The 12,476-nt window shown below is 70.1% G+C and carries 11 protein-coding genes; 6 read left to right on the forward strand and 5 right to left on the reverse strand.

The window, feature by feature from the left end:
* Positions 1 to 24: 24 nt before the first annotated feature.
* Positions 25 to 861, forward strand: a complete 837-nt coding sequence (rsmI, locus tag AC5Y31_RS16070) for a 16S rRNA (cytidine(1402)-2'-O)-methyltransferase (protein WP_499981514.1) — start codon at positions 25 to 27, stop codon at positions 859 to 861.
* Here rsmI and AC5Y31_RS16075 read toward each other — a convergent pair.
* The 4 genes from AC5Y31_RS16075 to metG form a co-directional block, all read right to left on the reverse strand.
* Positions 831 to 2,084: an aminodeoxychorismate synthase component I gene (locus AC5Y31_RS16075; protein ID WP_499981515.1), complete on the reverse strand. Its 1,254-nt coding sequence runs from the start codon at positions 2,082 to 2,084 to the stop codon at positions 831 to 833. The two genes, rsmI and AC5Y31_RS16075, sit on opposite strands and share 31 nt — an antisense overlap.
* A gap of 21 nt (positions 2,085 to 2,105) precedes the next feature.
* The gene (locus AC5Y31_RS16080) at positions 2,106 to 3,002 is read right to left on the reverse strand and encodes an RNA polymerase sigma-70 factor (protein WP_499981516.1); all 897 of its coding nucleotides are present in this window, start codon (positions 3,000 to 3,002) and stop codon (positions 2,106 to 2,108) included.
* A complete protein-coding gene (locus tag AC5Y31_RS16085) occupies positions 2,999 to 4,162 on the reverse strand; it encodes an NAD(P)/FAD-dependent oxidoreductase (protein WP_499981518.1) in 1,164 nt (387 codons plus the stop codon). The genes AC5Y31_RS16080 and AC5Y31_RS16085 overlap by 4 nt, the downstream gene beginning before the upstream one ends.
* 144 nt (positions 4,163 to 4,306) lie before the next feature.
* Complete coding sequence (gene metG, locus AC5Y31_RS16090) at positions 4,307 to 5,848, reverse strand: methionine--tRNA ligase (RefSeq protein ID WP_499981519.1); 1,542 nt, start codon at positions 5,846 to 5,848, stop codon at positions 4,307 to 4,309.
* 18 nt (positions 5,849 to 5,866) lie between these two features.
* On the opposite strand from metG, the gene AC5Y31_RS16095 reads away from it, so the two are divergent.
* From AC5Y31_RS16095 to rsmA, 3 genes are all read left to right on the forward strand, one after another.
* Positions 5,867 to 6,715, forward strand: coding sequence for a TatD family hydrolase (locus AC5Y31_RS16095; RefSeq protein ID WP_499981521.1), 849 nt, complete (start codon positions 5,867 to 5,869; stop codon positions 6,713 to 6,715).
* 121 nt (positions 6,716 to 6,836) lie between these two features.
* A complete protein-coding gene (locus AC5Y31_RS16100; protein ID WP_499981523.1) occupies positions 6,837 to 7,955 on the forward strand; it encodes a resuscitation-promoting factor in 1,119 nt (372 codons plus the stop codon).
* Positions 7,928 to 8,890: a 16S rRNA (adenine(1518)-N(6)/adenine(1519)-N(6))-dimethyltransferase RsmA gene (gene rsmA, locus AC5Y31_RS16105; protein WP_499981525.1), complete on the forward strand. Its 963-nt coding sequence runs from the start codon at positions 7,928 to 7,930 to the stop codon at positions 8,888 to 8,890. The genes AC5Y31_RS16100 and rsmA overlap by 28 nt, the downstream gene beginning before the upstream one ends.
* Here the strand turns inward: rsmA and AC5Y31_RS16110 are convergent.
* Positions 8,854 to 9,675, reverse strand: coding sequence for a serine/threonine-protein kinase (locus tag AC5Y31_RS16110; protein WP_499981527.1), 822 nt, complete (start codon positions 9,673 to 9,675; stop codon positions 8,854 to 8,856). The genes rsmA and AC5Y31_RS16110 overlap by 37 nt on opposite strands.
* 163 nt (positions 9,676 to 9,838) lie before the next feature.
* On the opposite strand from AC5Y31_RS16110, the gene AC5Y31_RS16115 reads away from it, so the two are divergent.
* Together AC5Y31_RS16115 and AC5Y31_RS16120 are read left to right on the forward strand one after the other, a co-directional pair.
* Positions 9,839 to 11,317: a PE-PPE domain-containing protein gene (locus tag AC5Y31_RS16115; RefSeq protein WP_499981528.1), complete on the forward strand. Its 1,479-nt coding sequence runs from the start codon at positions 9,839 to 9,841 to the stop codon at positions 11,315 to 11,317.
* 35 nt (positions 11,318 to 11,352) lie between these two features.
* Positions 11,353 to 12,315 carry a 4-(cytidine 5'-diphospho)-2-C-methyl-D-erythritol kinase gene (locus tag AC5Y31_RS16120; RefSeq protein WP_301631176.1) on the forward strand — a complete coding sequence of 321 codons (963 nt, stop codon included), beginning with the start codon at positions 11,353 to 11,355 and terminating at the stop codon, positions 12,313 to 12,315.
* Positions 12,316 to 12,476 lie beyond the last annotated feature (161 nt).

Below are 12,476 nucleotides of genomic sequence, written 5' to 3' on the forward strand. Positions count from 1 at the left end.
CCCCACGATCGTAGGCTGTGCGCCATGGCCGACGGTCGATTGCTGCTGGGTGCCACCCCACTTGGCCAGCCCGCCGACGCGTCGCCCCGGCTCATCGCGGCCCTGAGCACCGCCGACGTGGTGGCCGCCGAGGACACCCGGCGGGTGCGGACGCTGGCCAAGGCGCTCGAGGTGCAGATCGCCGGGAAGGTGGTCAGCCTGTTCGACGCCAACGAAGCGGCCCGGGTGCCCGCGCTGCTGGCCGACATCGAGGCCGGCGCCACCGTGCTGGTGGTCAGCGACGCGGGGATGCCGCTGATCAGCGACCCGGGGTACCGCCTGGTGGTCGGCTGCGTGGAGGCGGGCCTGCCGGTGAGCTGCCTGCCCGGCCCGTCGGCGGTCACCACCGCGCTGGCGGTCTCGGGGCTTGCCTCGGAGCGGTTCTGCTTCGAGGGTTTTGCGCCGCGCAAGGCCGCAGCCCGGCGGGGGTGGCTGGCGACGCTGGCCGACGAACGGCGCACGTGTGTGTTCTTCGAATCGCCGCGGCGCCTGGCCGACTGCCTGCGTGACGCGGTCGACGAGCTCGGCGGCCAGCGGCGGGCGGTGGTGTGCCGGGAGCTGACCAAGACCCACGAGGAGGTGCGCCGCGGGACGCTGGCCGAGCTGGCCGAGTGGGCGGCCGGCGGGGTGCTGGGGGAGATCACCGTGGTGCTGGCCGGGGCGACCCCGCGCGCTGACCTGGCCACGTTGGTGACCGAGGTCAACCGGCTGAAAGCCGAGGGTATGCGGGTCAAAGATGCTTGCGCGCAGGCGATCTCGGCGTCGCCCGGTTCGGTATCGCGCCGCGAGCTCTACGACGCGGTGCTGCGCGCCCGGGACTGATCGGCGGCGACGATCGAGGCGGCCTTGTGTAGGCATTCCTGCCACTCGGCCTCGACGTCGGAGTCCGCGGTGATCCCGCCGCCGACCCCGAGCACCGCGCCACCGGCGGCGTCGAACTCCACGGTGCGGATCGCCACATTGAGTTCGCAGCCGGCTATCGGCGACGCCAAACCGACTGTGCCACAGTAGATCCCGCGCCGACACGGCTCCCAATGCGAAAGCAATTGGCGGGCCCGGTGTTTGGGCGTCCCGGTGACCGAGGCCGGGGGGAACGCCGCATCCAGCAGTTCCGGCATGCCCAGCTGCGCCGGAACCTGCGCCGACACCGTCGACACCAGATGCCACACGCCCGGCGCCGGGCGTACCGCCAGCAACTCGGGTACGCCGACGGTGCCGGTGAGCGCCACCCGCCCCAGGTCGTTGCGGACCAGGTCCACGATCATGATGTTCTCCGCGACGTCCTTGGTCGAGGCCCGCAGCGCCGATGGGCGCGCCTCCAGCGGCAGCGTGCCCTTGATCGGGCTGGAGGTCACGACGGCGCCGCGGCGGCGCAGGAATAACTCCGGGGACAGCGACGCCACCGCACCCCAGTCGCCGGCGAGGTAGGCCGCCCGCGCCGGCGCGGTGCGGGCCACCGCGTCGGCGAAGAAGTCCACCGGGGCGCCGGTGACGGTTCCGGTGAATCGGGTGCACACGCAGGCCTGATAGACCTCGCCGGCCCGGATGGCCTCCAGACACGCCAGCACTCCGGCGCGATGCGCCTGCCGGTCCGGGGTCTCCCAGTAGATGCGACAGCCGCGGGCCGGTGCCGGCGTCGTCAGCGCCTCGGTCAGCCAGCCCGGCATCGGCGCACCGGACAGACTCTCGAACCACCACTGCCGGTCAGCGTCCTGCCGCAGCGCGCAGTCGGTCCAGCCCCCGGCGGCCTCCGGGATCCGGGGCGGCCGGCCGTCGACGCCGGGATCGGGGTAGGACAGATAGCCGATCCAGCCGCCGCCCACCGTGCCGGAACGTGCGCCGGCACCGTGCCGGCCTCCGAGGTCGAACACCTCGCCGGCGGGCACCGGCTCGACAGCCACGCTGGGCGCGATCACCGCCCGGGCGTCGAACCATTCGCCGATCAGCGCGGCCGGCGGCGGCAGCCCGTTCCGGGCGGCGGCATCGGCGACCGCACGCAGCACTTCCGGTGCCGCGCCCAGGCTGCCGAGCCGCTCGATGCGCATCGCACTAGCTTGTCAGACGTTTCAGCTGCGGGTGATCTCCCGGGCGGCGGCAAGTGCCGATAGCTTGTCCGGGTTGCGCATCGCGTAGAAGTTGGTGATCAGGCCGTCGACGATCTCGACGGTGAACACGCCTTCGAGCTGGCCCGCGCGGTAAAGCAGCACCGCGGGGGCGGAGTTGCAGGTTGCCATCTCGGCTCGGACGTCGGGCTGCTGCGCCCCGATGCGCAGCAGTCCGATGATCGAGCGGGCGACCTTGTCGGCGCCGAGGATGGGCCGGCGCGCCGCGCTGGCCTTGCCGCCGCTGTCGGCGGTCCACACCACGTCGGGGGAGAGCAGCGACAGCACGGTCGCGAGGTCGCCGCCGGCCGCCGCCGTCATGAACTCCTCGGTGATGCGGGCATTCTCGGCCGGGTCCACCGGGGTGAAGCGCGGCCGCCGGGCCTGGACGTGGCCGCGGGCCCGATGGGCGACCTGACGCGCCGCGGTGGGCGACTTGCCCACCGCGGCGGCGATCTCGTCGTAGTCGAACCCGAACACCTCGCGCAGCACGAACACCGCGCGTTCGTCCGGGCTGAGCGTCTCCAGCACCACCAGCATCGCCATCGACACCGATTCGGCGAGCACCATGTCGGCCGCCGGGTCGTGTTCGTCCAGCAGCAACGGCTCGGGCAGCCACGGGCCGATGTACTCCTCGCGGCGCCGGGCACCCGCTCGCAGCGCATTGAGCGCCTGGCGGGTGACCAGCTGGGCCAGATACGACTTGGCGTCGCGGACCTGCGTCAGGTCCACCTCCGCCCACCGCAGGTAGCTGTCCTGCAGCACGTCGTCGGATTCGGTTGCCGATCCGAGGATTTCGTAGGCGATGGTGAACAGCAGCGGCCGCAGTTCGGTGAACCGTTGGGTGTGCAGGTCGATCACACCGCCGCCTCCTGTTCGGCTTGGGCAGGCTGGGTGCCGCCCTTGAGCCAACGGTACGAGCCGGGCTTGGCCCCCTCGCGGCGAATCCCCCACACGGTGGCTTTGCAGATGGTCTCCTTGACCGCCGCGGCCAGCCGGCCGCCGACGTACGCCTTGACCGGGGTGTCGTCGCGGCGGGCCAGCTGGATGGTGGCCGCTTGACGCCCGACGCTGATGCACTGCCCGGTAAACGCCTGATCCAAGGCGGGCGCCGCGGTGCCGGCGATGCGGGCCAGCACGGTGTCGGCGGCCTGGGCGCCTAGCGGAATCGCGGCCTGGCAGCTCATCCGCAGCGGCCGGCCCGCCGGCGCCACCGCGTCCCCGGCCGCCATGATCCACGGATTGTCGATGCTGGTCAGCGTCTCATCGGTGAGCAGCCGTCCCAGTGCGTCGGTGGCCAGCCCGCTGCGGGCGGCGAGGTCCGGGACGCCGAAGCCGGCCGTCCACACCGTCACTGCGCTGGGTAGCACCGCGGCATCCTGCAGCACCACGGCGCCGGCGCGCACCTCGGCGACGCTGGCGGCTTCCAGGACCGTGACGCCCAGCCTGCGCAGCGCCTTGGCCACCGAGCGGCGACCCGGAGCGCCCAGTGAGGGACCCAGGATTCCGCCGCAGACCAGGGTGACCGACCGGCCCTGCCCGGCGAACTCGGAGGCCGCCTCGATTCCGGTCAGACCGCCGCCGACCACGGTCACCGGGGCGTCCGGCGGCAGTTCGTCGAGGCGCGTCAGCAGTCGGTGGGCGGACTCGAATTCGCTGATGGCATAGCCGTATTCGGCCGCGCCGGGCACTGCGGAGCTGATTGCACCGGTGCTGCCCACCGCGTAGATGAGGTAGTCGTAGCGCAGTGCGGTGCCCGACGCCAGCCGGATGCGACGGTCGGCGGCGTCGATCCGGTCGGCGGTGTCAACCATCAGCCGGACACCGTCGCCGAGCAGGTCGCTGTATTGCCGGTCGGCCCGGTAGGTGCCGGCCACGTGCTGGTGCAACCGGATCCGCTCGACGAACGCCGGGCGGGAATTGACCAGGGTGACGTCGATGTCGGGTTGGGCCAGCAGGCGGTTGGCAGCCATGGTGCCGGCGTAGCCTCCGCCGATGACGACGACGCGGGTGGGGGTCATGAGGTGCTCCTGTCTGTGAAGGGTTATGCCCTCAAGACACCGCAGCCGTTCCAGTTGTGACGCACTGTGAGCTGTTTCACTGGCGAGCAGACGTATAGGCCCCCAATTCAGGCCTGACAAGGGGGCTTTGGCGTCTGCTCGCGCTCAATTCTGGTAGCGCGGGAACACCCCGGACGGCGCCGGCAGCGTCAGGCCCGGCGTCAGCCGCTCGGTGACCGCGGTGAACATCCGCTGCTCGCCCGGCTGGCCCAGCAGGTCCAGCAGCTTGCCCGCCGATTCGGGCATCACCGGCTGCACCAGCAGCGCCGCGATGCGCACCACCTCGAGCGTGGTGTACAAAACGGTGCCGAAACGGGCCTGATCGGCCGCCGCCTCGCTCTTGGCCAGCTTCCACGGCTCGTTGGCGGAGAAATACCGGTTGGCCGCGCCCAGCATCAGCCAGATCGCTTCCAGCCCCAGGTGCATGGCCTGGGCGCCGAAGGCCGCCCGCACTTTCTCCAGTAGTCCGTCGGCCAGCGTCAGCAGCTCGTTGTCCTCGGCGGTTGGCGCCACCGGCGAGGGCACCACCCCGCCGAGGTTCTTGGCCACCATTGACAGCGACCGCTGCGCCAGGTTGCCCAGCTCGTTGGCCAGGTCCGCGTTGACCCGGCTGGTCATCGCGTCCTCGGAGATGCTGCCGTCCTGGCCGAACGGGATCTCCCGCAGCAGGAAATACCGCACCTGATCGACGCCGAACCGGTCCACGAACTCGACCGGGTCGATCACGTTGCCCACCGACTTGCTCATCTTCTCGCCGCTGTTGAGCAGGAAACCGTGCGCGAAAACCTTGCGCGGCAGCTCGATCCCGGCCGACATCAGAAACGCCGGCCAGTACACGGTGTGGAACCGGATGATGTCCTTGCCGATCATGTGCAGATCGGCCGGCCAGTATCGGCGGAAGGACTCGGAGTCGGTGTCGGGGTAGCCGACCCCGGTCAGATAGTTGGTCAGGGCGTCCACCCAGACGTACATCACGTGATCGGGGTGGCCGGGCACTGGCACACCCCAGTCGAACGAGGTCCGCGAGATCGACAGGTCGCGCAGCCCGCCGGAGACGAAGCTGACCACCTCGTTGCGGCGCACCTCCGGAGCGATGAACCCCGGGTTGGCCTCGTAGTGGGCCAGCAGCCGCTCGGTGTAGGCCGACAGCCGGAAGAAGTAGGTCTGCTCCTCGGTCCAGGTCAGCGGCGCCCCGGTCTCGGCCGCCACCCGCACGCCGTCGTCAGCCTCCCGGGTCTCGCCCTCGGTGAAGAACCGCTCGTCGCGCACCGAGTACCAGCCGCTGTAGGTGTCCAAATAGATGTCGCCGGCATCGACCATGCGCTGCCAGATCGCCTTGGACGCCTCCAGGTGATCGGGGTCGGTGGTGCGGATGAACCGGTCGAAGGAGATGTTGAGCTTGCGCTGCAGGCGCTGAAACACGTCGGAGTTGCGCCGTGCCAGCTCCGCCGTCGGGATCCCTTCGGCCTCGGCGGTCTCGGCCATCTTCAGCCCGTGCTCGTCGGTTCCGGTCAGATACCGCACGTCGAAGCCGTCGAGCCGGTGGAACCGGGCGATCGCGTCGGTGGCGATGTACTCGTAGGCGTGGCCGATGTGCGGGTCACCGTTGGGGTAGGTGATCGCGGTGGTGACGTAGAAGGGCTTCATCACGCCCCACCTTATGGTGTGCTGGTGAGCTCCAAACGGTCAGCCGAACGCCAAGCGCCGCCCGCGCCGGAGCCGCTGAGTCCGCTGGTCGACGCGCATACCCACCTGGATGCGTGCGGCGCCGACGATGACGCCGGCCTGCGCGCGATCATGGACCGCGCCGCCGCGGCCGGCGTGCAGGCGGCGGTGACCGTCGCCGACGACCTGGACTCGGCGCGCTGGGCGACCCGGGCCGCCGACGCCGACGAGCGGGTCTACGCCGCCGTGGCGCTGCACCCCACCCGTGCCAACACGCTCACCGACGCCGCTCGCGTCGAGATCGAGGCGCTGGCCGCCCACCCGCGGGTGGTGGCGATCGGCGAGACCGGCATGGACCTGTACTGGCCCGGCCGCCTGCAGGGCTGCGCCGATCCCGCGACGCAGAAAGAGGCCTTCGCCTGGCACATCGACCTGGCCAAACGCACCGGCAAACCGCTGATGATCCACAATCGCGACGCCGACGCCGCGGTGCTGGACGTCTTGCGCGCCGAGGGCGCACCCGAGACGGTGATCTTCCACTGTTTCTCGTCCGGTCCGGAGATGGCTCACACTTGCGTCCAGGCCGGCTGGATGCTGAGCCTGTCCGGCACGGTCAGCTTTAAAAACGCCCGTGACCTGCGCGAAGCGGTGCCGTCGATCCCGGCAGAGCAGCTGCTGGTGGAGACCGATGCGCCGTTTTTGACCCCGCACCCCTACCGTGGCGCGCCCAATGAGCCCTACTGTCTGCCATACACTGTCCGGGCGCTGGCTGAGCTGCTGGGAGTGTCGGCAGCTGAACTGGCGCAGGCTACGAACCGCAACGCCCGTCGGGTGTACGACTTGCGCTGAAACGTCGTGCAGGTCACATTCGGTTGCTCCGACGCAGGTGGGTTCGTTACCGTCTCGTTATAAATCGGGGCACCGCAAGGGCCCCTTTGCCATGTCTTCAGCGTCGTGAGGTTTTTGTTCCTTGAACACTTTGACCAGGCTGCATCAGGCGCCCTCGCCGATGCTGCGGATGCTGGTCGGCGCGCTCTTGCTGGTGCTGACCTTCGCCGGCGGCTTCGCAGTCGCCAGTACCAAGACCGTCATGCTGGACGTCGACGGCACCCCGGTGACCGTGACCACGATGCGGTCGCGGGTGATCGACGTCGTCGCCGAGAACGGGTTCGACCTGGGCGAGCGTGACGACGTGACCCCGGCGCGCGACGCCCGGGTGCAGAACGCCGACACCATCGTGGTGCGGCGCAGCCGGCCGCTGCAGCTATCCCTGGACGGCCGCGAGCCCCAGCAGGTCTGGACGACGGCGTTGTCCGTCGACGAGGCGCTGGCGCAACTGTCGATGACCGACACCGCACCGGCCGCGGCCTCGCGCGGCAGCCGCGTGCCGCTGGCGGGCATGGCGCTGCCGGTGCTCAGCGCCAAGAACGTCCGGATCGACGACGGCGGTGTGGTGCGCACGGTGCGCCTGGCCGCGCGCAACGTCAGCGAACTGCTGGCCGCCGACGGCACCCCGCTGGAACAGGCCGACAAGGTCAGCCCCGCGGCCTCGACCCCGGTCACCGAGGGCATGGAGATTCAGGTGACCCGCATCCGCGTCACCCACGTCACCGAGCGGGTGCCGCTGCCGCCGACGGCGCGGCGCGTCGAAGACCCGGAGATGAACATCAGCCGTCAGGTCGTGGAGGACCCCGGCACCCCGGGTACCCAGGACGTGACCTACTCGGTGGCCACCGTCAACGGCGCCGAGACCGGCCGGCTGCCGGTGTCCAACGCCGTGGTGGCTCCGGCCCGCGACTCGGTGCTGCGCGTCGGCGCCAAGCCGGGCACCGAGGTGCCGGAGTCGGTGTACGGCGCGGCGTGGGACCGCATCGCCAGCTGTGAGTCGCACGGCAACTGGGCGATCAACACCGGCAACGGCTTCTACGGCGGGGTGCAGTTCGACTACGGCACCTGGATCGCCAACGGCGGGCTGAAGTATGCCCCGCGCGCCGACATGGCCACCCGCGAGGAGCAGATCGCGATCGCCGAGGTCACCCAGGCGCGGCAGGGCTGGGGCGCATGGCCGGTGTGCAGCGGGAGACGCTGACCATCGGGCTGCTCGGGGCCGGCGACATCAGAGCCCTGGCGTCAGAACTCGACCTGCGGCCCCGTAAAGCGCTGGGCCAGAACTTCGTTCACGACGCCAACACCGTGCGCCGGATCGTCGCCGGTGCCGGTATCACCCCGGCCGACCACGTTCTGGAAGTCGGGCCCGGACTCGGATCGCTGACCCTGGCCCTGCTCGAGCGCGGTCCCTCGGTCATCGCCGTCGAGAAGGATCCGGTGCTGGCACAGCGGCTGCCGGCAACCGTCGCCGAGCACGCACCCACAGACGCTGACCGCCTGGCGGTGCTGGGCCGCGACGTGTTGACCTTGCGCCGCGACGAGTTGGCCACCGCACCGACCGCGGTGGTGGCGAACCTGCCCTATAACGTCGCCGTCCCGGCGCTGTTGCACCTGCTGGCCGAGTTCGCCTCCATCCGCACCGTGATGGTGATGGTGCAGTTGGAGGTGGCCGAGCGGCTGGCCGCCGAGCCGGGCGGCAAGGACTACGGGGTGCCCAGCGCCAAGGCGCGGTTCTTCGGAGAGGTGCGCCGGTGCGGCACGGTGCCGCCGAGCGTGTTCTGGCCGGTGCCGCGGGTGAACTCCGGACTGGTGCGCATCGACCGGTATGACGCCGCGCCGTGGCCGGTCGACGACGCGTTCCGCCGGCAGGTCTTCACGTTGATCGATGTCGCATTCGCCCAGCGCCGCAAGACCATTCGCAACGCGTTGGCCGAGTGGGCGGGATCGGGCGCGCAGTCCGCCCAGCGCCTGGAGGCGGCCGGGATCGACCCGGCGCGGCGCGGTGAGACCCTGTCGATCGCCGATTTCGTGCGTCTGCTTCAGGTTTCCGACGGTTCAGCGAGGCTCGACGGAGGAGAGGCGAAGCTGGGACCGCCGCATCAACCCGGCGGTTCAGCGAGCACCCGGGACAGCTGACCGACGAACTCGGTGCAGGAGTCATAGCGCCGCGCTGGCAGTTTCGCCATCGCCCGCTCCACCACCACGTCGAGGGCCCGGCCGGCCGGACCGAACGCCGCCGAGACCGGCGGCGGCAGCCGCCGTAGGTGCGCATCCACCAGTTCGGGCGCGTTGTCGGCGGGGAAGGGTGGCGCTCCGGTGAGTAACTCGACCGCGGTGCAGGCCAACGCATATTCGTCGGTGGCGGCCGAGGGGGCTTTGCCGCACAGGATCTCTGGCGCGGTGTAGGGCAGTGAGACCTCGGGACTGCCCGGTCTGCGGGGCCGTGACCAGACGTCCTCGACGACGGCGTGGGCCGAGCCGAAATCCGTCAGCACCGCCCCGCTACCCGGGAAGTCCGCGGGAACCAGGATATTGGCGGGTTTGACGTCGCAGTGCACGATGCCGCGGTGGTGGGCGTAGTCGAGGGCGTCGGCGATCTGGGCCAGCGCGGCCAGTTGATCCGGCAACGTCTGCAGGCCCGTCGACTTGCCGCCGTCGACGAACTGCATCGCCAGCCAGCACGGCCCGTGGCGGTAGACCCTGACGACGTTCGGGTGGTCCAGCACGCGCGCGAACTCGAACTCGCGATCCAGCCGGGCCTGCTCCACGGGGGTGCGGTGCAATTCGTCGAGGATCTTCAGCGCCACCGGCGTGCCCGGGTCGTCCTCGGGATGATGAGCCCGATACACGGTGGCGTGCCCCCCGCGCCCGACCTCCCGGTCGATCAGGTAGCCGCCGAAGTCCCCGCCGGCTTCACCCATGTTCACCAGATTATGGCGAGGGCACCGGCTTGGGCCCCGAAGCACGCCGATCGGGCACCGATGGCATGAAACTAAGAAAAAGATGATCGAACAGCTAAAACTGGATGACATTTCGCTGTTACCGAGTGATAATCATCCCGTCGTCTTCCTGGGGAGGTTCGCCATGACCACGCTGTCCCATCCTGACCTGCGCACGCTGGGCGCCGTGCCGCTGGCCGTCGCCGGCATGCTCGCACTCGGGATAGCGCCCGCGGTGGCGCCCGGGCCGGCCGCGAGCGCGAAAACCGTGGTGGCCCAAGCAACCTTGCTGGACACCGAGTCCTGGATCATGGGCGGAAGTGGTCTGCCGGTCCCGCCGCCGCAGTACCTGACGGCCCTCACCGAGCGGTTCCTGGACCCGGCGACGCCCAAGTTCGCCGGCCAGCCGCTGTTCCCGGTCGACGTCACCAATCCGCTGTTCACCCCGGAGGGGCTGTACCCGCTCACCGGCGTGAAGTCGCTGCCGCTGGACACCTCGCTGGACCAGGGCGTCGAGATCCTGCACCAGAAGATCATGGAAGAGACCGCCGCCGGCAATAACCTTGTCGTGCTGGGTTATTCGCAGAGTGGTGTCATCAACGCGCTGGAGATCAAGCAGCTGCTGAGCGTGCCCGAGGACCAGCGGCCGGGCGCCGACCAACTGTCCTTCGTGATGCTGGGCAGCCCCAGCACCCCCGATGGCGGCCTGCTGTCCCGCTTCGACCTGACCAGCATCAACCCGAACCTGCCGGAGCTGACGCTGCCCAGCCTGGGCGTCACCTTCAGCGGCGGCACCCCGGCCGACACCCCGTGGGAGACAGCGTTTTACACCCAGGAGTACGACGGCTTCGCCGACTTCCCCAAGTACCCGCTGAACTTCATATCCGACCTCAACGCCTTCATGGGCATCATGTACGTGCACGGCACCTACCCAACGCTGACCGACGCCCAGCTGGCGTCGGCCATCGAGCTGCCGGTAAGCGACGACTACGCCGGCAACACGCGCTACTTCATGATCCCCACCGAGGACCTGCCGCTGCTGCAGCCGTTGCGTGGCAGCGGATTCGGCAACGCGATCGCCGACCTGCTGCAGCCGAGCCTGCGGGTGCTGGTCAACCTCGGTTACGGGGACATCGAGCACGGCTGGTCCCAGGGGCCGGCCGATGTGTCCACCCCGTTCGGGGTGTTTCCGGACGTCAGCCTTCAAGACGTGTTCACCGCCCTGGTCAACGGCGCGCAGCAGGGGTGGACCGACTTCACCGACGACCTGCAGAACCTCTCGTCGGGCAGTGCGGCGGACTTGTGGAATTTCGACACGGGCGGCGCGGAGTTCGTCATGCCCAGCCTGACCGACATCGTCAACACGTTCACCAGTGCCAGCGCGACCTTGTACAGCACGCTGCTGCCGACCGCCGACATCCTCAACTCCTTGTTCACCACGCTGCCGGCCTACGCCGGGACGCTGTTCGCCCAAGAGCTGGCCTCCGGTGACCTGCTCAACGCGATCGGGCTGCCGCTGGCGGCCAGCACCGGGCTGGTCACCATGGCGGCCGGCTTCGAGTTCATGGTGATGAGCAGTGCGCTGAGCTCGATCCAGGCCGACTTCGCCGACCTGTTCGGATAACCGCCCGCAGGTATGCACCCGCTAGTCTCATCGGCGTGACCGCATCCGACGGAAACGCCGCCACCGAGTGGTCCCCGACCGGGTCGGTCACCGTGCGGGTGCCGGGCAAGCTCAACCTCTACCTGGCCGTCGGTGACCGCCGCGATGACGGCTACCACGAGCTGACCACGGTTTTCCACGCCGTTTCGCTGGTCGACGAGGTGACCGTGCGCGACGCGGACGTGCTCTCGCTGCGGATCACCGGCGAGGGCGCCGACGTGCTGCCCACCGATGAGCGCAATCTGGCCTGGCAGGCCGCCGAGCTGATGGCCGAGCACGTCGGCCGGGCCCCCGATGTCGCGATCACCATCGACAAATCCATCCCGGTGGCCGGCGGTATGGCCGGCGGCAGCGCCGACGCCGCAGCAGTGCTGGTCGGGATGAACGTGCTCTGGGAGCTGGGCGTGCCGCGCCGCGACCTGCACGCCGTGGCCGCCCGGCTGGGCAGCGATGTGCCGTTCGCCCTGCACGGCGGCACCGCGCTGGGCACCGGCCGCGGCGAAGAACTGGCGACGGTGCTCACCCGCGAGACGTTCCACTGGGTGCTGGTCTTCGCCGACGCCGGCCTGTCCACGCCCGCCGTCTTCGCCGAGCTGGACCGGCTGCGCGACACCGGGCGGACCCTGCCGGAGTTGGGCGACTCCGAGCCGGTGCTGGCGGCGTTGGCCGCCGGCGATCCGCAGCAGCTGGCCGGGCTGCTCGGCAATGACCTGCAGGCGGCTGCGGTCAGTCTCAATCCCGCGTTGCGGCGCACGCTGCGTGCCGGCGTGGAGGCCGGCGCGCTGGCGGGCATCGTGACCGGGTCCGGGCCGACGTGCGCGTTCCTGTGCGCCTCGGGCGCCTCGGCGGCCGATGTCGCCGTCGAGCTGGCCGCGCTCGGTGCGGGCCGTGCGGTACGGGTGGCCAGCGGCCCGGTCTACGGCGCCCGGGTGGTGCCGTCGTCGGTGACCGGAGTGTGACGGCGGCCCCAATGCCGGCCAGGATTTGCCCCTCGATTAAGAGGAGTTTAAGATACAGCGCGGTGACTAGTTGCGGCCAGGACATCCCTGCCAACCAGAGGCGTGCCGATCTGGTGGGCCGCCCATTACGGTTTCGAGATGCAAACGCCACCGATTTGTGT

The organism is Mycobacterium sp. NGS18 (assembly GCF_059813185.1).